We start from the raw sequence: 19,315 nt of genomic DNA, 5'->3' as shown, positions 1-19,315 counted from the left end.
AGTGTTAGCATGATCATCTAACTGGTTCAGGGATAGTGAAATTCGGATGATCGAGCGTCAGCGACAATACGCCGAATACGCCGAGCGCCTCAATCGAGTGCGTTTGGCCCGTGCTCAGGCGCTGTTTTCCCCACTGCAAAGGCATCTGTTTAACCTGATCCCTCTGTTGTTGCATCAGCATCACAACCGCTTGCCCGGATACAACGGCCCCATGACGCCCTGCGGTATCAAGGGGTTCCAACACTCAGTCGAGCTCAAAGAATCGCTCGCTACTCTCAAGTTGCCACTGCTCGAAGACTCACAGCATGCCAGTCCTGTACTGGAAGGGGTTTACGTAATGGGCAGCACCGCCAGTTTTGGCCAGAACCCCAAGAGTGATGTAGATGTCTGGTTGGTCTATGACGCCGGGCTAACCCAGGAGGAAGTGGAACTGCTGCGGGAGAAGAGCCTAAAACTCACCCGCTGGTTTGCCGGCTTTCAATTCGAGGTGAACTTTTATCTGGTACACCCGCGGCAGTTTTGCCGTGATGACACTTGCTATCAGGACGCCGAATGGGAGCTATTGGGGCATGAACACAGCGGCAGCGCCCAGCATTGGTTGCTGTTGGAAGAGTTCTATCGCAGCCATATCCGCCTGGCCGGCAAGACAGTCGCCTGGTGGCCCAATGCCCAACCCTGTAATGACTTTCTGTTCCTTGGTGATGTGCACCAACTGCCGGCCAATGAGTATTTTGGTGCCTCTTTATGGCAGCTCTATAAAGGTCTGGACAAGCCGCACAAGGCCCTGCTCAAGGTGCTGCTGCTGGAAGCCTATGCCAGTAATTATCCACAAACCAATCTGGTCAGCGAATGGGTGTGGTTGAGAACTCTGGCCGGTGACTTTTCCAACGCCAACGATGCCTATCTGCTCCTGTATCAATATATCGAATCTTATCTGCTTAAAGTGGGAGACGAGCGTCGGCTGGAGATAGTGCGCCGCTGCTTTTACCTCAAATGTGGTATCAGGCTCAGTGATGTCGAGCAGTGTCACGATTGGCGCTACCACAAGCTCAAGCAGTTGGTTGAACAGTGGGAATGGCCCCAGAGCCTGCTGACCACCCTGGATGATTGTGAACACTGGCACAGTGGCCAGTTGCAGTGGTTCAACGCCCAGCTCAACGAGTTGATGTTGGCCAGCTACCAGACCCTGCTGCATTTCGCTTCGACCCACAGGCTGAGCGAGTACTTTAAAGTGGAAGATTTGGGGCTGCTGACCCGTAAGCTGCACACCTATTTCAGTGAGGACAAGCAGCAGATACTGCGGCTCAACCGGCTTTGGAGTCAGTCGCTGGCAGAGCCGAATCTGACTATAGTCCGCAGCGAGCAGGATGGTCGTTGTCATCTCTATCGTCTGTCACCGGAGCCGCGGCAGTTTATGGGCGAAGTGGCCATCTATCAGGCAGATAATGCCGCCTCTTTGATGATTTGGGCTTGTCTCAATGGGGTGGCCACTGTCAATAGCCGCTGGTTTGAATACGGCGCGGGTCGTCTAAGGTGCCGGCGTCTTAACCAGGTGGCCGAACGGCTACTGCCTTATACCGAAGACAAGAAGTGGCGGGTGTCGAAACTGGATCTGTGCCAGCCTTGGCACTATCGCAAGTTGGTGTGGATTCTCAATCTGGAGCAGGACCCCAGCGAGCATTGGCAGGGCCAGACCTTGATGCTGGAACTCATGGGCAGCAACCTGCTGGCGACAGGAAAACCGGCAGCCAGTTTACTGGGGTCGGTGCAACTGATGAGCCTCAACTCCTGGGGGGAATGGCATTGTCACAGCTTTGTCGGTGAGCAGGCGCTATTGGAGGCCATTGCCTTTGCCACTCCAGGTATGAGAAGGGCGCCACAACAGGTGGCCTTCGATGTCGTCAGTGCTTCGCAAAAGCTGCAGTCCCAGCTGGAACAAACTGTCGTGGATATTCTCAAGCAGGTGCACCGACTGATAAAAGATGCCTGTCCGTCAAAGACCCTGGTGCAGCCACTGCAACTTGGTGAAAAGAAATATGGCCTGTTTTTCGATGCCAAGGGCATGAGTTACCGGGATCTCAGCGATGTGAAGTCCCTCTATCGTCAGTTGGCCAGGGGCGAGTTACAGAGTTTGCCAAGACCCGAGCTTGCCGACGACCCTTGGGTCAAGGTGCCTGAGGTTATCCAAAATTATGCGGTGAAAGGGGTGATACAGTATTTTCTGCGCAGCCGGGAAGACGAGTTGGACGTGTTTGTATTGGATGAAGGAAATGGCTTGAGCCACTATGTGCACAGCAATCCGGATGTCAGTGAATTGGTGAATACTGTTACCCAGCATTACGCCTTTGGCGAAGTCCTGAGCCTTAAAAATCACTTCAACTTTCCGCAGTTTTTCCGCTTGGTGCGCCAGAGCGGTAATCTGGATGTGGTGCCTTTCGGGGTCACGGCAAGGGCGGCGCAGACAGAGTTCTGACCGCCCCTAAATCATCAGAACGACAGCTCTATTCCGCCCTGGCGGCTGATGGACTCTCTGACGAAGGGCATAAACTCGCCGCCATTGCGCTCATCTATCCATTTACCGTCGACATAGCCAAAGTGATAACCACCGAAACGGGTTGCTACCCAGATCTGGTGCAGCGGCTCCTGCTTGTTGATCACGATTTTGGAGCTGTCGGCGAACTCGAGTTGCAGCACATTGCCTGAAGCGTCGATATCAACATCGGCATCCTGCTCATCGATTGCATTCTCAATTGCGGTTTCTATCCGGTCGAACATTTCATCGGCGAGCTGATGATATTCGGTATCTGTCATTGCCATGGAATATCTGTCCTTTGCTTTCATCAAGATGAATGCGATTATAAGGCTAATGTAATCCTGCTGCCCAGATGTTGAGTAAAATGAGACTGTTTTTATCCCTGATGCTTGCTAGCCTGTTGCTGCTTGGTTGTGGTCAAAAAGGCGCGCTATACAAGAGCCCGGATCTGCCGGACAACCAATCCCAGGCGGAACAAACCGAGCAACCCCAGCAATCGACAGAGGAAAACTAATTGGATCATTTTCAGTATCAAGCTCAGGCTCTGTATGCCGAAGACTGTGCCGTGGCCGATTTGGCGGCTCAATATGGTACGCCTTTGTATGTCTATTCGCGGGCGACACTGGAGCGCCATTGGCATGCCTTTGACAGAGCCGTGGCCTCTCATCCGCACCTTATCTGCTATGCGGTCAAGGCCAACTCCAATCTGGCGGTGCTCAATGTGTTGGCGCGCCTTGGCAGTGGCTTTGATATTGTCTCAGGCGGAGAACTGACCCGGGTAATCACCGCAGGTGGCGATCCGGCCAAGGTGGTGTTTTCCGGTGTTGGCAAGACAGCGGCGGAAATGAAACTGGCACTGGAGCTTGGGATATATTGCTTCAATGTTGAATCCCGCGCCGAGCTTGAACTGCTCAACGAAGTGGCAGGCTCTTTGGGTAAACAGGCGCCGGTTTCCTTGCGGATCAACCCGGATGTGGATGCCGGTACTCACCCCTATATCTCTACCGGCCTGAAAGAAAACAAGTTCGGTATCGCCATGGATGAAGCCGAGGAAGCCTTCCTGCAGGTGCAATCCTTGCCGCACCTGGCCATCAAGGGCGCCGACTGCCATATCGGCTCACAGCTTACTGAACTCAGGCCGTTTCTTGATGCCATGGACAGAATGCTGGCATTGATTGATAGGCTGGCAGAAAAAGGCATAGTGATTGAGCATCTGGACGTGGGCGGTGGCCTGGGGGTCACTTATGATGAAGAAACCCCGCCACAACCGGACAAGTATGCCGCCGCGTTGCTCGAGCGTCTGGGTGAACGACCACTGAAGCTAATTTTCGAACCGGGCAGGGCGATTGCCGCCAATGCCGGGATCTTTGTCACCCAGGTGCTGTTCCAGAAAGAGAATGCCGGCAAGTATTTTGCGATAGTGGACGGTGCCATGAATGACCTTATCCGCCCGTCACTCTACAGCGCCTGGCAGCAGATTATCCCGGTGCAGCCAAGAGAGGGTGAAAGCCGGGAATACGACATAGTCGGCCCAGTGTGTGAAACCGGGGATTTTCTGGGTAAATCACGCGCCTTGGTGCTGCAAGCCCACGACCTGCTGGCGGTGCGTTCCAGCGGTGCTTATGGCTTTGTGATGTCCTCCAACTACAACACCCGTCCGCGAGCGGCTGAAGTCATGGTCGATGGCAGTGAACATTATCTGGTGCGTGAACGGGAAAAGCTGGAACAACTGTGGCAAGGTGAGCACTTGCTGCCGTAAACTAGTGTGAGTACTTTCCCGCTGTAGGCGTTGGAACCTAGGAGTAATCTTGATCCACTTCACTAAGATGCATGGTCTGGGCAACGACTTTATGGTCGTCGATGGCGTGACTCAGAATGTGTACTTTTCGCCGGAGCAGATCCGGCGCCTGGCCGACCGCAACTTCGGTATCGGTTTCGATCAACTGCTGCTGGTCGAGCCGCCCTATGATCCGGATCTGGACTTTCATTATCGTATCTTCAATGCCGATGGCAGCGAGGTCGAACAGTGTGGCAACGGCGCCCGCTGCTTTGCCCGCTTTGTTCGCAACAAGGGCCTGACCCAGAAATACAAGATCAAGGTCAGCACCTCATCCGGCAAGATGACCCTGCGCCTGGAGCGCGATGGCAATGTCACCGTCAATATGGGCGTACCTATCTTGGATCCGGCGCGGATCCCCTTCAAGGCCAAAAAGGCCGAAAAGACCTACCTGTTGCCTACCGAAGGGCAAACCTTCCTCTGCGGTGCAGTCTCCATGGGTAACCCCCACTGCGTGCTGGAAGTCGAGGATGTGGCTGCCACAGATGTCGATGTTATTGGCGCGCAACTTACCAATCACGAACGCTTCCCCAAAGGGGTCAATGTCGGCTTTATGCAGGTGCTCAACAAGGGCCATATCAAGCTCAGGGTTTATGAGCGCGGCGCCGCTGAAACCCTGGCCTGTGGCAGCGGTGCCTGCGCGGCTGCTGTGGTTGGCCAATTGCAGGGCAAGCTGGGCAACACTGTGCGGGTCGACCTGCCCGGCGGCACCCTGACAATCAAATGGGAAGGTGAGGGCAAGCCGCTGTGGATGACGGGCCCGGCCGAACAGGTATACGACGGACAGATACAGATATGACAGACGCCAAAGCTAAGCTCAATCCACCTTTTGATGAGCAGATCATCCGTGAATATCTGTTGGATAATCCGGAGTTTTTCTGCCGTCACCCCGAGCTGCTGCTGGCTATGCGTCTGCCCCACGGCGAGCGTGGCACAGTTTCTCTGGTAGAGCGGCGGCAAGAGCTGCTGCGCAGCCGGGTACAACAGCTGGAAGAGGAGATCACCGCGCTGCTTGGCATGGCCAGCCGCAATGAGAAAATCTTCCGCTTCAATACCCAGCTTTCATTGAAGTTACTCGATTGCGAAGATATGGGTGAGCTTAGACAGGTGCTGTGCGCCGAGCTTAAAGAAGCCTTTAACTTCAGCCATGTCCGCCTGATTACCGTGCATGATATCGACTCAGAACTCTCGGCCATCTGGCGTAAGCGCCTGCAGCACGGCTATTACTTTGGTCGCCTGACCAAGGAGGAGTCCAAGCGTTTGTTCGGCTCCGAAGTCGGCTCAGTGTCACTGGCACGGTTGTCGGAACAAAATGGCCAGGTGATCTTTGCTATCGCCAGTGCCGATGTGACTCACTTCCATCCGGAGATGGACAATATGCTGCTGGATCAGTTGCGGCAGCTGTTGGACCATCTGCTGCCCAAGCTCTGATGGCCGTTAAACAGGATTCTCCCTGGCTTGGCCGCTTCGAGCGCCATCTCAGTGCCGAGCGGCAGCTGTCTCCTTACACAGCCCGCAACTATCTGCGCGAACTGCAACGGGTTGCCGGGCTGCTGCCGCAGGATATTGACTGGGACCAGGTAACTGATCCCCAGTTGAGTGCTGTGTTGGCCAAGTTACATCGTCAGGGGCTCAGCCCCCGCTCTTTGTCTCTGTGCCTGTCGGCGGTCAAGCAGTTCTACGAATTTCTGCTGCTTGAAGAGTTGGTCAAGAGTAATCCCGCCCGACAACTGAGCGCCCCGAAACAGAATAAGCCGCTGCCCAAGAATCTCGACGCCGACAGCATCAGTCATCTGCTGGATATTGAGGTGACAGATCCCCTCAGTGCCCGTGACAAGGCGATGATGGAGCTGTGTTACTCCTCCGGGCTGCGTCTGGCCGAGTTGGCCTCGTTGGATGTGCCGCAACTGGATTTCGCCCAGCAGCAAATCAAGGTGATGGGTAAAGGTGGCAAGGAACGGCTGCTGCCTGTGGGCTCGGTCGCCATTGCCGCATTGCAACAATGGCTGGATTACCGCCGGGATATTCCCTGTGAAGATCAGGCGCTGTTCGTGACCGCCAAGGGCAAGCGCTTGGCGCATCGCAGTATTCAGGCGCGCATGGCGCGCTGGGGGCGGGAGCAGGTATTATCCGCCAGGGTGCATCCCCACAAGCTCAGGCATTCCTTCGCGACCCATATGCTGGAATCCAGCGGCGACTTGCGGGCAGTGCAGGAGCTGCTGGGACACGCCAATCTGGCGACCACCCAAATATATACCAGTCTGGACTTTCAGCATCTGGCCAAGGTGTATGACGGCGCTCACCCCAGAGCTAAAAAGGACAAGTGATGCAGGTGTTTCTTCGCCCCGGCGCTATCGAAGCCATCAGTTTTGATCTTGACGATACCCTCTATGATAACCGGCCAATTATCGCCGCCGCCGAAGGCGCATTGCTCGAGTGGCTGGCCAAAGAATACCCACTGAGCGGCAATTGGCAGGCCGCAGACTGGCGGGCATTGAAGCGCCAGCTCTTGTTGCAGCAAGCCGAGCTGACCCATGACACCAGTGCCGCGCGATTGGCGCTATTGCAAACCGGGCTGGAGATGCTGGGATATGATAAGCACAAGGCAAAGCTTGGCGCGAAAGCGGGTCTGGCCTTGTTCCTTGAGCGGCGCAGTGACTTTAAGGTGTCAAAGGAAGTGCTCGCCTTACTTTCGCAATTGGCTGAGCGTTTTCGCCTGGTCGGGATCACCAATGGCAATGTGGATGCCGACAAAATTGGCCTGGGAGAGATGTTTGAGTTTGTGCTGCATCCGGGCAATGGTATCAGACGTAAACCCTGGCGGGATATGTTCCAGTTGGCCGCTGAGCGCCTGGCTTTACCCTCTGAGGCGCTGCTGCATGTCGGCGACCACCCGCTGACAGATGTCGAAGGTGCCCGTAAGGCCGGCTGTCAGGCTGCCTGGCTCAATCCGGCGTTTGCCGGTGATAACTGCAGAGCAGCCAACACCCTGCTGCCTCACATTCGGCTCCATTCTCTGAGTGAATTGGCACTTCTATTGTGATTTTGTTGCGTTTTTGTGTTTTCTGAGTAGATTGGCTGCGCCCGGCCGGGCTGTAACCATCTCTATGGATAAGAAGAAAATGACAAAACGACTCGCCATACTACTGCTTACATCTTTTTTGGGGCTCAGTGCTTGCTCCATCAAACAACAGGTCGATCCTGTGGAACTGCATCAAGATGCAGGCCTCTGTATTCTGGAAAACCCAAAGGTCAGGGAAGGTTTCTTGCAGGAAGTGGAGAAGGTGCTGCGTGAAAAACAGATACGCTATCGACTGGTTCAAGAGTTAAACGCCGCCGATCAATGTGATTGGACTGCAACCTACAGTGCGAATTGGGCATGGGACTTGGCGCTTTATATGGTATACGCCGAGATTAAGGTGTACCACCAGGGTAGACTCGATGGTCAGGCTATCTATGATGCTCGGATGGGTGGAGCCAATATGAACAAGTTCATTGATGCCGAACCTAAGATCCGTGAACTGATCAATCAATTGATCCAACAGAAACAGGCGCGTGTTTCCTGGGCACAGCCACTGACTCTGGCTCCCTGAAACAATTTCTCACCATTAAAGCGTGCATCAAAGCGCGCTTTTTTAGTTTCTTATCATTTTTTTAACATCGACTTGGTGCTAGTGTATAGCTCCTTGCCGTTGTGCTCTGAGGTTTAACCTATGCCATCCCGAATAATCATGCTGTTGTTGTTGCTGTTGAGCCTGCCGGTCTCAGCACACGAGCTGCATGTGGATGGTGGTTTCTGGGATGGTTTCAATCACCCTGTATTGGGGTTCGATCATCTATTGGCCATGCTCAGTGTTGGTATTCTCAGTACCCAGTTGGGGCGCAGTGCCATCTGGTCTGTACCTTTGGCATTTCTGTTTTTCATGACCCTGGGCGCGGTTGCCGGTATGTCACTCATGCCGATCCCTTTTGTTGAATCGGGTATTGCCCTGTCGGTATTGCTGCTGGGGCTTGCCATTGCGCTCAACCGTGAGATGCCCATCTCTTTTGCCATGGCCTTTGTCGGCGTCTTTGCCTTGTTTCACGGTCATGCTCACGGCGTTGAAATGCCTGAGTTGGCCAGGCCAAGCATTTATGCCATGGGCTTTTTGTTGGGAACGGCGGCCATTCATGTTGCCGGGGTGATCATCGGCAGTTTGATAAACCCGGATGGCAAGCGCAAACGTGTGGTGCAACTCATGGGCTCGGCTATCGCCCTGGTGGGAAGCTATTTGACTCTGGAACTCTGGCTGGCTTGAATACTGTGTCTCTGTTTGCGTCTTAGCATGCGTTTCACCTGCGCCGGACTGGCGCGCATATCGGCATCTCCGACCCTGATATAGGTGCCGCCAATCGCTTCTGTCCCCAGATAGACGGGCTGCTGACTGTAGTCGGCTTGGGGAACCCGAAAGCGGATCAACTGCTTACCGGCCAGTTCTATCAGCTGAATGTCGGCCGGGCCAAGAATATTGGCGCTGATCTTTTGTGAATTGTTGAGTATCTTCCAGGCTTCATCGATAAGGGGCCTGGGTTCGGCTATTCCTTCGATAAAAAACTCGCCCTTTTCCTCCCTGACACCAAGAATGATCTCGCCGCCATTGGTATTGGCAAAGGCGCTGTAGCTTTCCCACAGCGCCAGCGGTAGCGCACCCTTGCCATGGCGTCCGGCGGCGAGCTTGAACTCCACCGCGGCGGACTCACGCAGATTTTCAATATCGTCCAGAATGAAACCTGTAGCCGGCATGACTGACTCCTTGTTTACTGCTGTTACTGCAGTTGTAGCAAGTCAGCCGGGATTTGAACAGCCCTCAGTCCACCAGTGCCAGGGCTTTGGGAAACAAGAGGTTATTTTCCAGGTGGATGTGGCGGTGCAGATCGGCTTCAAACTCGGCCAGGGTGGCATAACAGACCCGCCAGGTAGTGCAGGCATGCTCAGGGGCCTGGTAGTGATTGGTCAACTGCTGCAGCTTGGCCAGAATTTGCCCCGCCTCATCATGCTCATATTCCATTGCCCGGATAGGATTGCCTATATGGCCGAAACAGGCGTTGAACTCTTGCCCTTGACTCAGGGCACGAATGGCCGGAAACAGTATCTGTTCCTCTTTTTGCAGGTGGGGCAAGAGGTCATCCATCAGGGCGCGGATCCAACCGGCCAAGGGTTTGATCTCTTCATAATGCTCACCGTGGGCTCGCACCATCTTCTGGGCATATTCCAGCAGCAGCGGTGCGGTATCGCGTATGTACTTGTGGTGGGTCGCTTCGATATGGTCGATAAGCTCACCAAGTGGCAATTTGGCCAAGGCATCGTCCGGCGTGCCCTCTGCGGCCAGTTGGCTCAGGGCGTGCAACACCTGGGTGGGCTCGGCGCCGGCTCGCTCGCAGGCCGATGCCAGTGAACGGCCACCGCCACAGCAAAAGTCGATACCAAAACGGCTGAAAACATGGGCGTTACGGAAGTCTTCGGCGACCAGTTCGCCGACTCTGCGTTCGAGGGAGATTTGCGCTGACATAGGATGCTCTCTGTATTATCAATTTACATGCATAATAAAAGCATCTTTAATTTTAGCCAAGCTTAGGCCAATAAAACTTGACTGTTTTGCTTGGTTAATCACATTTTGCAGCAAACCTGATAGAGCCTCAGGGGGCGTCCGTGAGGTAGTTTATCTGATTCAGCCACTGAGCCGCCGTCGTCTGGTACTCTCCCTGGTTGATCGCTTTAAGCAAGGTTTTGGCTTGTTGTAACTGCCCGGCTTCGTAGTGGCTCAGGGCCAGCAACAGCTGCCAGTAGCGGTTATCTGCATCTTGCTGCCGTAGCTGTGACAACAGTTGTTGTGCCAGCGGCCATTGCCCCAGGCTGTAAGCCAATTGTGCCCGCAGCGGCAGGGATTTTTGTCCTTGGGTTTGGCTTGATTTCTGCAGCAGGCTCAGCGCCTTGTCTCTTTGACGCGACAACAAATAGGCCTTAGATAACAGCGGCTTATAGCTGGAGTGTTGTGCCAGTGCCTCGCTGTGTTGCTCCAGCAGATCTGCCGCTCGGCCGGGGGCCTGATGCAGCATCAATAACTGTGCCAGCAGTGGAATGCTGCGAGTGGGCAACTGCCCGGCCTTGTAGGCCGAGCTGAGGACATTGAGCGATTCCTGCTCTTGCCCCTGTTGCTGCAGGTTATGGCCCAGACGTTCCCAATAGAGGGGGCGATCCGGATAGGCGGCGATCATCTGCCTCAGCAGTTGCTCTTCTTCCGCCAAACGCTGCTGCCTTTGATACAGGGACTGCAGAAAGTGTTGCCGGGTTTCGGTGACTTCCCAATCCAGTGCCAGACGCATCTGCTCAGTGGCCTTTGGCAGGTGCTGCAACTGAAATTCGGCGTAGGAGGCCAGCGAGTGCATGGTGGCAAATTCAGTGGCGCCGGGTTTAAGTTCTTGTTCCTGTTGTTGCTCTTGGAGATTGGCCGCCAGTTGCAGCCACTGCTTACTGTATTCGAGGCTTTGGCGGTATTCGCTTTGCTGATAGTTCAACTGGGCACCCAGCTTATAGAGATCCCGTTGCTGCAATGCCGTGACGGGTAAAGCCAGCAACAGCCGGGTTTGCTGCGCGGCGCACTGATAGTTCTTGAGACTGATGCAGGCCTGCAGATGCAGGTAGGCCGCCATCTGCTGCTCACTGTCGCTGCCTTCGGCATACTGACGCTGAAAGCTTTCAATCGCCTTGAGCGCCGCAGCAGGATCCCGCTGCAATTGAAACTGCAGTTGTTGGTAACGTTGCAGTGCATTGCTCGCCAGCAGCGGCGCGCTGAACAGAATGCAGCAAAACAACAAGCTATTTTTCAAGTTCATATCTGATCACTATCCGTTGCCATTGGGTCTGCTTGGGCGCCGCGAAGCGCCACCTGAGCACGGCTCTGGAAGCCGAGCGGTAAAACACGCCGCTGGGGGTTTCATCCACCAACTTGATATCTTCCACTCTGCCCTCCGGGTTGATCGCCAAATCCAAGGTCACCTGTCCTTCAATGCCCCGCTGTTTGGCCTGCAGCGGGTATTCGGGCGGCATTTGAAATACCACCTGCGCCATGGCGATACTGGCCTGCATGGTACTGCCGGGAGCGCTGCCGTTTTGGCTGAAATTCAGCGTAGGTGGCTGGATTTGCTGAATATCATCCGGCGTCGGCCACAGGGGATCCGGCACAGGAATACCTGTGTTGGCATCCAGCGCGCTGAGATCCAGTGTCATGGGCGGAGGTGGTGGCGAGGAAGTCAGCGGCGCCGAGCTGAGGCGCACCTCAGGCAAGGGCTCTTGCGGTTTGCTATCCTGCCGCTCGGGAAAGTAGACTCCGCCCAATGTGACCCGTTTAACTGGTGCTGTGCTTTGGCTCAGAGTCAGGGCATAGATCAGGCTGGCCAACGCCAGATTGATCAGTATGGCACTGGTGAAAATCAGTCCTGTTTGGCTAGCTGGGGTCTTGGGTTGCGACGGCCACATTATTGACTCCTGCGATGCGTACTTTGTCGACCACTTCGATGAGCTTGCCGCTGGTGACATGCTTATCCACTTCGATAATGGCCGAACTCTGTTCTGAACTTGCCAGCGTGTGTTTCAGCCTGGCGGGCAGTTCAACCGCTTTGACGGCTTGCTGCTCCAGCCAGATCACATTGTGTTTGTCTATGCTGATTAAGATGGCGCGCTTATCCTGATTGTCTTGCACCTGAGCTGTGGGGCGTTCCAGCTCCAGCGACTGGGTCTTCTGAAATGACGCCGATAAAATAAAGAAGATCAATAGAATAAATACCACGTCAATCAAGGGAGTGAGATCGACATTGGCTTCTGTGCCCTGATCATCTGTATGTTTGAATTGCATCTTTTACTCCGAAAATGTCCGGCGCAGCTCCGCCAGCAACCGCTGATTGCTCTGCTTGAGCTGATAGGCCAGATAGAGTCCGGAAAGAGAGGTCACCAAACCGGCCAATGTGGTCAGCAGTGCCGAGCTGATCCCGGATGACAGCTGTTTTTGGACATCGAGTTGCCCAAGCTCGGCAAAACTGCTGATCATCCCATCGACAGTGCCCAAGAGCCCCAGCAGCGGCAGTATCTTTATCAGTGAATCTATCCAGTCGATTCCGCCGCTTAAATTCAGGGCGGCGCGGCTGAGAAAGGCTTGTTGCAGCTGCGCCTTTTGCCAGAGGTCATAGCGCGCTAGCTTGGGATTCAAGTGTCGGGCATCATCCAGCCAGCGGGGGCTCAGCCGGTGAATACGGCTAAAGCCCTTAAGCAGCAGATACCACATCAGGCAAGAGAGCAGCAGTATCAGCCAAACAATGACGCCGGCCTGCAGCACAAAGTCATAGAAAGTGCTCATTGCCCGGGGTTACCTGTGTCACCAAAGCGCTGCAATACCACCAGGGCGGCCGCTTCCTGCTCAAGCATCTGGGTCAGTTGCCGACTCTGGCTCTTGACTGCGCAGTGCAGCAACAGCAGCGGAATGGCTGTCATCAGTCCCAGCTGGGTGGTCAGCAGTGCCTCGGCAATGCCACCCGAGAGCAGCTCTGTGTTGTTGCTGCCGAAACGGGTGATCACATCGAAAGTTTCAATCATGCCGCCAACCGTGCCCAGAAGCCCCAGCAGCGGCGGGATCCCCGCCAATACCGCCAGGGTGCCAGTACCACGGGTCAGGCGGGGGACTTCGCTGAGTACGGCGGCGTTGAGCCGCGCTTCGAGTTGCTCCTCGGGGCAATCGGTTGCCGCCAACATCACCCGGCCGAGGGCATTGTCACTCTGCACTTGCTGACTGGCCTGCTGTTGGGTCAGCCGCCGTTTTTCGCGGCGCAGTATCCACAGGCGGTTCAGGGCTATGCCTAAGGCTATCAGGGCTATCAGGCCGATAAAGACGCCGACTATTCCTGCCGGTTTGAGCTTGTCGAACCAGCCGTTACCGTTTGCCGCCTGTTGCAGCAACTTGCCAAATGAGGGGTCGAGCCAGACACTCCCCTGGGTGGGCGATAGCTTTGGCTGCTCTGCCAGCAGTTGCCAGCTTTGCTGCGCCGGCAAGTAGCGTACCCAGCCTTTGTCGCTGAGGGCATTGAAAGGCCCATATTCGGTGACATTCAATAGCACTGGGGTGCCATCGGCATTGAGGCCTTCGCTGCTTTGCACTATGGGTTTGGCTGCCAATACGCTTTGTTCTGTCAATGCGGTCCAAAGCGCCTGCAGTCGCTGCAGGCCAAGTTGGTCAGTGGGTATCTCGGCAAGGCCGCTGCTGTCGTGGCGCCAGAGGTTGTGGGGTGCCACTGTGGTGAGCAGCAACTGCTCATGTTCCTGGATGGCGCGAAACACCCCGTCGAGACTGGCTTTCTCGGCGTTGAGCTGCGCCTGTTTGTCCTTGAGGCTTTGCTGCAGCGCCAGCAGTTGGTCTTCAAGTTCCAGGTTATTTGCCTGAGTACGGGTGAGTTGCTGCTGCAGTTTCTTATGGTTGCTGCGTACCTGCTCCAGGCTCTGACGACTCAGGTTCTCTTGCCGCTCGGCGGCCGCTTGTTCCTGGCGACTGCCACTGCGAACCTGTTCCAACACCTGTTGCAGACTCTCGGCCTGGCAGGGGAGGGACAATGAGAGCGACAACATCGATAGCGACCACAGTAATGCGGGACGCATCATGCTCTGGCGAGTGAGGGAAGACAAAAAGCTCATGATGCCTCCGCTATCAGAGGCAGTTGCAGCAGTGTCGGTATGCCATCTCCGGAGGCGACTCGGATGGCTGCGGCGACATTGCCAAGCTGCTCAGGCGCCAGCGCCTGCCAATTATCTCTCTGCCAGCGGCCACCGGCCTTGCCATCCAGGGTGAGGAAAAAGTACCCCAGGCGTCCGGCGCGCAGAAAATTCACCAGCCGACCGTCGCCGAGTTTGCCCTGCCAGCTCTCTACACTGTAGCCATAGCTGAGCTCCACCTGGTAGGCGTCCAACAGCCGGGTCAGTTTCTCGCCCTGGTTCAATTCGGCGCTTTGCAGCAGGAGCTGCAAGTTATCGAGACGCTGCTGCCTTTCCTGCTGCTGAAATGGCAGATCGGCCCGCACCAGTTGCGTGAGCGACAGCAGCATTTCGTCCATCATCGGGGCCAGCTGCATCCGGGTCTGGCGCAGTTGCCGGCGCTGCTCGCCAAGCTCCTCCAGAGAAGATTGCAGCTGCCCTATCTGCTGTTGCAACTGCTTTTGGTAGTGGCTGGCCAGTTGGATTTCATGCTTGAGTTGGCGGCTTTCCTGGATCAGGGATTGCTGCTCATCATCGAGTTTTTCTATGGCTTGCTGGGCTTGTTGGCTGGCCTTTAATCCCTGACGATCGGCCCTGTGGATCTCGTTGAGGTCACTCGGCGTGGCCGCCACCTGTAATACCCAGGCGGCCAAGACAGATACTGCTGTTTTAGTAAACATCTGAATGAAAATATTTTTTGTCTGGAATGCTGTGGTTTTGCGCACATCATCACCAGAATGTTGACATGATTTGAGACATTATCAGCAAATAGTAATGATAACAATTGTCATTTGTATTTGATCGGGTTATTTTGGCCAACCTCACACTTTAGTGGTGCGGGTTCAGCACCGGCATCGCTGTTTTTTAACAATAAAGGGATTGAGGATGAAGAAACACGCGGCTGTAGTCTGTGGTCTGGCATTAGTGCCGGTAGCTCAGGCGCAACAGGTTGATGTGGCTGATCAACAGGAGATAATCGTCAGAGAGCAGGCCGACAATGGCCTGACCCAACATGAAACCCTGACCCGGGAAGATATCAAAAAACGCCCAACCGGTGACGGTAACCTGACCGACTTGCTCAGGTCCAATCCGGCGGTGCAGTTTTCCAACAGCGCCAACAGCAGTCTGAATCAGGGGGAGATCAAACCCGCCGACATTTCCATTCACGGCAGCAATGCCTATCAAAATGCCTTCCTGCTCGATGGCATGAGCATCAACAACGACCTGGATCCGGTCGATGGCAGCGTGGTCACCAATGCCCGTCTGTCCAGCGACGAGCAGGGTTTGTATGTCGACAGCCGCCTGATAGACAGCGTGACCCTTTATGATGCCAATATTCCGGTGGAATTCGGTGGCTTTACCGGCGGGGTAGTGGATGCCACAACCCGCAGTTGGCAAGGGGAAACTGCCGCCAGCGTCTATTTCCGCCAAACGGATGCCAGTTGGAACAAGGTGCATATAGATGACAAATTGCAGTTTGACTCGGCCAATAATGACCTGTCACAACCGGCCAGATTCCAGACAGATTACAGCAAGCGCAACTATGGCCTGAGCTTTGAAACCGGCATTACCGACGACTTGGGTTTTGTGGCTTCGGTTTCCCGGCGTGAGTCGAAAATCCCCATGATGAATGTACCTGCTACCGCAGTGGGACTGGATGCCAACGGTGAGCTGGTGGCCTTCAAGACAGGCGGCGGCCTCAAGCATCAACGGCGCACCTCAGACAATCTGTTCAGCAAGTTTACCTGGTACGCTTCACCACGCACCACGGCGCATCTGTCGCTGGCCTATTCGGCCTATGAGGCGGACATGTTCTTCAACGGGGTGGCCAATTCAGACTACCGCGATGAACACAAAGGCTACAGTTCTACCCTGGAGATAGAGCACGGCTTTGACGCTTCGACACTGGAGTTGTCGCTCAACTATAACCGCATGACAGACAAGCGTGCCGGCGAGCAGACTTACTGGGTGCAATTGATGGACTGGCAGAGCAATCGCTCCTACTCCTCCGGAGGCCCGGGCGATCTGGACTCTACCCAGGAAACCAGTACCGCCAAGTTGAAGTGGAAATGGGATCCCCTCAAATGGGCCGGTATGAGTCACACCTTTACCCTCGGGGGCGAAGCCAGTTACACCGACGCCGAGTTCAACCGGGACAAGACTTACTACCGCAACAACTACGACGGCAGCCTGGAGATGATGGGCTGGTCACAACTGCGTCTCGATGCCTTCCTTGAAGGCAGATACAAGAGCACTCACAGCCAGTATGCCCTCTATGTTGAAGATGTGATCAACTGGGGCGATTTTAGCTTCAGGCCTGGTCTGCGGCTGGATCACGACGGCTTTGTCAATCGCAATAATCTGGCTCCGAGACTCAGCAGCAGCTGGAACCTGTTTGGCAACGGCAACACCCTGCTGACCGCCGGGGCCAACCGTTACTATGGTCGCTCCATGTTGACTTATGCTCTCTACAGCGGCCAAAACGGTGGCCTGGTGCATTGCTACTTTGACTGTAAACCCAACTCTGCCGACAACGACTGGATGCCGACCCGGGATTATGAGGGGATGGAAGAGCTGCAAACGCCCTATAACGACGAGTTTACCGCCGGCGTTCAACAGATTTGGGGCAACAGCATCTGGAAGCTGAACTATGTGCACCGCAACGGCCGTGATGAAGTGCGCAGCCGTTATAAGTATCCCGGCACTGATGACTATGAGCAGCGCGCCATTCGCACCTTCGACAACAGCGGCAGCACCAGCCATGACAGCGTGATCTTCACCCTGATGAATCGGGAAACCCTTCAATTTTGGGGCGCAAACCACCAGGCCAAGTTCTCGGTCGCCTGGCAGGAAACCAAGAGCAACACCCCAAAAGATGAGGGTTACAGCTATTTCGAATCCGGTCTCAATGTGGATGCCGATAAGGTTTGGTATGACGGCAAGGTCATTGCTGCGGCCGATTTACCGGCCACCGACTTCAATGCGCCCTGGAAGATAGATCTGGAGCTGACCCACGAGTTCGATGACTACGGCCTTACCTGGTATAACCTGCTGCATTGGACCTCCAGCCGTGAGCAGGCCAGTCGCGATCAGAACGGTTATTTCCGCGATCCCGAGACCGGCAAGGATCTGGTTAAGTATGCCAAAGTAGACTACGCCTCGACCTTCCGTTGGGATACCAAGTTGCAATGGCAGCCCGAGTTTGCCAAGGGCGCTTCTGTGTCGGTGGAGATCTACAACCTGCTCAACCGCAAAAATGCCAACGACTCCTTTGTTTACCAGGATCAGCTCTATTTCAACTATGAGCCGGGACGTCAGTTCTGGTTGCAGTTGAACTACGAATACTAAGCTGACTCTTCGGCGGGCGGCCCAGCGGCCGCCCGTTGCTATTGATGGATTTTCCGATATGAAACATCTGGCCATGTTCTGGCATTTGATAAAACCCTTTTGGTGTAATCGGCAACGGCTGCCGGCGTTGGCATTGCTGCTGGTGGTGTTGACCTTAAGCCTCTCTTCGGTCTGGTTCAGCGTGCAGCTCAACCAGTGGAACGGCGACTTCTTCAACGCGCTGCAGCAGTTGGATGGCAGTCTGATTTACCCCCTGTTGCAGCAGTTTATGCTGATCATAGTCGCCTTGGTGTTGGTGTTGGTGTACGCCGACTACCTGAAGAAAAAGCTAATTATTCAGTGGCGTGAATGGATGACCCGGGATCTCTGTAGCCGCTGGCTGTCGCCGGACAGTCGCCATTACCGAATCCAGCTGGGGCAGCAGGAGCCTGACAACCCGGATCAACGCATCGCCGAGGACGTTTTCCTGCTGGTGGACACTTCGCTGGATCTGCTGTTGTCCTTCCTGCGTTCTGTACTCACCATAGGCTCCTTTGTGGTGATCCTCTGGACGCTGTCCGGCGAGATCAGCATTCCCTTGGGCGATGCCGAGTTGACCATTCCCGGCTACATGGTGTGGGTCTGCCTGCTCTACACCCTGATAGGCACCCTGATCACCCACAAGGTGGGCAAACCATTGCACCGGCTTAACTTTCAGCAGCAAAAGCGTGAGGCGGATTTCCGTATCGCCCTGGTGCAGCGCCGTAACCACAGTGAAGCCATTGCCGGTCAGCGAGGTGAGGACTGCGAGCAGCAGGCGCTGGCGCAAAGCTTCTCCCGGGTAGCCGGAAACTGGTACGCCTTGATGTCCAAGGAGCGTAATCTGGCCTTCTTCACAACAGGGTACAGCCAGGTCACCATGTTGGCGCCGATATTCTTTGCTCTGCCCAAGTTTCTTGCCGGGGCAATTCAGCTCGGCGGTTTAATGCAGATAAAGATGGCCTTCACCCAGGTGGCCAGTGCCCTCAGCTGGTTTATCTACGCCTATAAAGACCTGGCGCGCTGGAGCGCTACGGTCGAGCGTCTGAGTCATTTTGAAGCCAGTTTGTTTGCCGATACGCCGCGGCCCGAGGCGGCAGTCGCCGCCAAGCCCTCAGCTGCAACCGATAGTGCCCCAGATAAAAGTGTCAATGTGCTTGAACCTCAGGCAGTGCCGCTGTTGCAGGCCAGTCTGGATCTCTTGTTGCCGGATGGTCGGCCGCTGCTGCAAAGACTGCGCCTTTCACTCACACCGGGAAAGCTGCTGGTACTGCACGGCCGCTCCGGTATCGGGAAAACCAGTTTACTGCGAACTCTGGCAGGCTTCTGGGATGGCTATTACGGGGAGCTGGCGACTCGGGTCAGTCCCTGCTGGATATCCCAGCGCCTTTATCTGCCGGAAGGTTCACTCAAGTCGCTCATCTGTTATCCGGCTGTCACCCAGAGGTTTAGCGACGAACGTTGCCGCCAAGTGTTGCAACAGGTGGGTTTAGGGGAGCTGCAGGACACGCTCGAACACACAGATAACTGGCTGCAGCGGCTATCGGGCGGCGAGCAGCAAAGAGTAATGTTTGCCCGGTTGCTACTCAACGCCCCTGAGCTGATCCTGCTGGATGAAACCACCTCGGCACTGGACATAGCCGCCGCCACTTCGCTGCTGCAACTCTTGCGTGCCGAGTTGCCCAAGGCCTGCATAGTGTTGGTCAGCCATCAATTGCCACTGCATCAGCTGGCCGATGAGATTATTTCCCTGGAACAGGATGAACAATGTCAACCTGCCAACATCACCCGCCTGAGGGAGGCCTGA

At 55.2% G+C, this 19,315-nt stretch carries 20 protein-coding genes; 11 read left to right on the top strand and 9 right to left on the bottom strand.

Annotation, left to right across the window (positions count from 1 at the left end; all coding sequences use genetic code 11):
- Positions 1-49: 49 nt before the first annotated feature.
- Positions 50-2,473: a class I adenylate cyclase gene (locus E1N14_RS19745; RefSeq protein WP_025011357.1), complete on the top strand. Its 2,424-nt coding sequence runs from the start codon at positions 50-52 to the stop codon at positions 2,471-2,473.
- A 14-nt stretch (positions 2,474-2,487) separates the two neighbouring features.
- Here E1N14_RS19745 and cyaY read toward each other — a convergent pair whose 3' ends face one another.
- The gene (cyaY, locus tag E1N14_RS19740; protein WP_025011356.1) at positions 2,488-2,817 is read right to left on the bottom strand and encodes an iron donor protein CyaY; all 330 of its coding nucleotides are present in this window, start codon (positions 2,815-2,817) and stop codon (positions 2,488-2,490) included.
- 80 nt (positions 2,818-2,897) lie between these two features.
- Between cyaY and lptM the strand changes: the two genes are divergently transcribed.
- From lptM to E1N14_RS19700, 8 genes are all read left to right on the top strand, one after another.
- On the top strand, positions 2,898-3,047 hold the full coding sequence (gene lptM / locus E1N14_RS19735) for an LPS translocon maturation chaperone LptM (RefSeq protein WP_162887842.1): 150 nt from the start codon (positions 2,898-2,900) through the stop codon (positions 3,045-3,047).
- A complete protein-coding gene (gene lysA, locus E1N14_RS19730; protein ID WP_062793758.1) occupies positions 3,048-4,292 on the top strand; it encodes a diaminopimelate decarboxylase in 1,245 nt (414 codons plus the stop codon). It begins immediately after the preceding gene.
- A gap of 49 nt (positions 4,293-4,341) precedes the next feature.
- Complete coding sequence (dapF, locus tag E1N14_RS19725) at positions 4,342-5,169, top strand: diaminopimelate epimerase (protein WP_062793757.1); 828 nt, start codon at positions 4,342-4,344, stop codon at positions 5,167-5,169.
- Positions 5,166-5,801, top strand: coding sequence for a DUF484 family protein (locus E1N14_RS19720; RefSeq protein WP_025011355.1), 636 nt, complete (start codon positions 5,166-5,168; stop codon positions 5,799-5,801). Before dapF ends, E1N14_RS19720 begins: the two co-directional genes overlap by 4 nt.
- Positions 5,801-6,697 carry a tyrosine recombinase XerC gene (gene xerC / locus E1N14_RS19715; RefSeq protein WP_025011354.1) on the top strand — a complete coding sequence of 299 codons (897 nt, stop codon included), beginning with the start codon at positions 5,801-5,803 and terminating at the stop codon, positions 6,695-6,697. Before E1N14_RS19720 ends, xerC begins: the two co-directional genes overlap by 1 nt.
- A complete protein-coding gene (locus tag E1N14_RS19710; protein WP_062793756.1) occupies positions 6,697-7,413 on the top strand; it encodes an HAD-IA family hydrolase in 717 nt (238 codons plus the stop codon). The genes xerC and E1N14_RS19710 overlap by 1 nt, the downstream gene beginning before the upstream one ends.
- A 79-nt stretch (positions 7,414-7,492) precedes the next feature.
- Positions 7,493-7,963, top strand: coding sequence for an Sbal_3080 family lipoprotein (locus E1N14_RS19705; RefSeq protein WP_025011352.1), 471 nt, complete (start codon positions 7,493-7,495; stop codon positions 7,961-7,963).
- Between the two features lie 120 nt (positions 7,964-8,083).
- Positions 8,084-8,668 carry a HupE/UreJ family protein gene (locus tag E1N14_RS19700; RefSeq protein WP_062793755.1) on the top strand — a complete coding sequence of 195 codons (585 nt, stop codon included), beginning with the start codon at positions 8,084-8,086 and terminating at the stop codon, positions 8,666-8,668.
- Here E1N14_RS19700 and E1N14_RS19695 read toward each other — a convergent pair.
- The 8 genes from E1N14_RS19695 to E1N14_RS19660 all read right to left on the bottom strand — a co-directional run bounded on the left by E1N14_RS19695 (position 8,638) and on the right by E1N14_RS19660 (position 14,822).
- Positions 8,638-9,153, bottom strand: coding sequence for an AlbA family DNA-binding domain-containing protein (locus tag E1N14_RS19695; RefSeq protein ID WP_025011350.1), 516 nt, complete (start codon positions 9,151-9,153; stop codon positions 8,638-8,640). The two genes, E1N14_RS19700 and E1N14_RS19695, sit on opposite strands and share 31 nt — an antisense overlap.
- Positions 9,154-9,217: 64 nt before the next feature.
- The gene (gene ric, locus E1N14_RS19690; RefSeq protein WP_062793754.1) at positions 9,218-9,919 is read right to left on the bottom strand and encodes an iron-sulfur cluster repair di-iron protein; all 702 of its coding nucleotides are present in this window, start codon (positions 9,917-9,919) and stop codon (positions 9,218-9,220) included.
- Positions 9,920-10,046: 127 nt separating this feature from the next.
- Positions 10,047-11,243 (bottom strand): tetratricopeptide repeat protein, encoded by a 1,197-nt coding sequence (locus E1N14_RS19685; protein ID WP_062793753.1) that lies wholly within the window; start codon positions 11,241-11,243, stop codon positions 10,047-10,049.
- Positions 11,227-11,886 carry an energy transducer TonB gene (locus tag E1N14_RS19680; protein ID WP_025011348.1) on the bottom strand — a complete coding sequence of 220 codons (660 nt, stop codon included), beginning with the start codon at positions 11,884-11,886 and terminating at the stop codon, positions 11,227-11,229. Before E1N14_RS19680 ends, E1N14_RS19685 begins: the two co-directional genes overlap by 17 nt.
- Complete coding sequence (locus E1N14_RS19675) at positions 11,855-12,262, bottom strand: ExbD/TolR family protein (RefSeq protein WP_025011347.1); 408 nt, start codon at positions 12,260-12,262, stop codon at positions 11,855-11,857. Before E1N14_RS19675 ends, E1N14_RS19680 begins: the two co-directional genes overlap by 32 nt.
- A gap of 3 nt (positions 12,263-12,265) precedes the next feature.
- The gene (locus E1N14_RS19670) at positions 12,266-12,760 is read right to left on the bottom strand and encodes a MotA/TolQ/ExbB proton channel family protein (protein ID WP_025011346.1); all 495 of its coding nucleotides are present in this window, start codon (positions 12,758-12,760) and stop codon (positions 12,266-12,268) included.
- Positions 12,757-14,085 carry a MotA/TolQ/ExbB proton channel family protein gene (locus tag E1N14_RS19665; protein WP_062793752.1) on the bottom strand — a complete coding sequence of 443 codons (1,329 nt, stop codon included), beginning with the start codon at positions 14,083-14,085 and terminating at the stop codon, positions 12,757-12,759. The genes E1N14_RS19670 and E1N14_RS19665 overlap by 4 nt, the downstream gene beginning before the upstream one ends.
- Positions 14,082-14,822 carry a DUF3450 domain-containing protein gene (locus E1N14_RS19660; RefSeq protein WP_082813125.1) on the bottom strand — a complete coding sequence of 247 codons (741 nt, stop codon included), beginning with the start codon at positions 14,820-14,822 and terminating at the stop codon, positions 14,082-14,084. Before E1N14_RS19660 ends, E1N14_RS19665 begins: the two co-directional genes overlap by 4 nt.
- 205 nt (positions 14,823-15,027) lie before the next feature.
- Between E1N14_RS19660 and E1N14_RS19655 the strand changes: the two genes are divergently transcribed.
- Together E1N14_RS19655 and E1N14_RS19650 are read left to right on the top strand one after the other, a co-directional pair.
- Positions 15,028-17,490: a TonB-dependent receptor plug domain-containing protein gene (locus E1N14_RS19655; protein ID WP_025011343.1), complete on the top strand. Its 2,463-nt coding sequence runs from the start codon at positions 15,028-15,030 to the stop codon at positions 17,488-17,490.
- Positions 17,491-17,548: 58 nt separating this feature from the next.
- Positions 17,549-19,315, top strand: coding sequence for an ABC transporter ATP-binding protein/permease (locus E1N14_RS19650; protein WP_025011342.1), 1,767 nt, complete (start codon positions 17,549-17,551; stop codon positions 19,313-19,315).

Origin of the sequence: Shewanella algae (assembly GCF_009183365.2) — a bacterium.
Lineage (GTDB): Bacteria > Pseudomonadota > Gammaproteobacteria > Enterobacterales > Shewanellaceae > Shewanella > Shewanella algae.
The sequence above is the reverse complement of the archived record's forward strand: the minus strand, read 5'-3'. Positions and strand labels throughout refer to the sequence as shown.

Coding starts and splice junctions, on each gene's coding strand:
- cyaY (WP_025011356.1), bottom strand. CDS start 2,817: ATGGCAATGACAGATACCGAATATCATCAGCTCGCCGATGAAATGTTC.
- lptM (WP_162887842.1), top strand. CDS start 2,898: ATGAGACTGTTTTTATCCCTGATGCTTGCTAGCCTGTTGCTGCTTGGT.
- E1N14_RS19720 (WP_025011355.1), top strand. CDS start 5,166: ATGACAGACGCCAAAGCTAAGCTCAATCCACCTTTTGATGAGCAGATC.
- xerC (WP_025011354.1), top strand. CDS start 5,801: ATGGCCGTTAAACAGGATTCTCCCTGGCTTGGCCGCTTCGAGCGCCAT.
- E1N14_RS19710 (WP_062793756.1), top strand. CDS start 6,697: ATGCAGGTGTTTCTTCGCCCCGGCGCTATCGAAGCCATCAGTTTTGAT.
- E1N14_RS19705 (WP_025011352.1), top strand. CDS start 7,493: ATGACAAAACGACTCGCCATACTACTGCTTACATCTTTTTTGGGGCTC.
- E1N14_RS19700 (WP_062793755.1), top strand. CDS start 8,084: ATGCCATCCCGAATAATCATGCTGTTGTTGTTGCTGTTGAGCCTGCCG.
- E1N14_RS19695 (WP_025011350.1), bottom strand. CDS start 9,153: ATGCCGGCTACAGGTTTCATTCTGGACGATATTGAAAATCTGCGTGAG.
- ric (WP_062793754.1), bottom strand. CDS start 9,919: ATGTCAGCGCAAATCTCCCTCGAACGCAGAGTCGGCGAACTGGTCGCC.
- E1N14_RS19685 (WP_062793753.1), bottom strand. CDS start 11,243: ATGAACTTGAAAAATAGCTTGTTGTTTTGCTGCATTCTGTTCAGCGCG.
- E1N14_RS19680 (WP_025011348.1), bottom strand. CDS start 11,886: ATGTGGCCGTCGCAACCCAAGACCCCAGCTAGCCAAACAGGACTGATT.
- E1N14_RS19675 (WP_025011347.1), bottom strand. CDS start 12,262: ATGCAATTCAAACATACAGATGATCAGGGCACAGAAGCCAATGTCGAT.
- E1N14_RS19670 (WP_025011346.1), bottom strand. CDS start 12,760: ATGAGCACTTTCTATGACTTTGTGCTGCAGGCCGGCGTCATTGTTTGG.
- E1N14_RS19665 (WP_062793752.1), bottom strand. CDS start 14,085: ATGAGCTTTTTGTCTTCCCTCACTCGCCAGAGCATGATGCGTCCCGCA.
- E1N14_RS19660 (WP_082813125.1), bottom strand. CDS start 14,822: ATGTTTACTAAAACAGCAGTATCTGTCTTGGCCGCCTGGGTATTACAG.
- E1N14_RS19655 (WP_025011343.1), top strand. CDS start 15,028: ATGAAGAAACACGCGGCTGTAGTCTGTGGTCTGGCATTAGTGCCGGTA.
- E1N14_RS19650 (WP_025011342.1), top strand. CDS start 17,549: ATGAAACATCTGGCCATGTTCTGGCATTTGATAAAACCCTTTTGGTGT.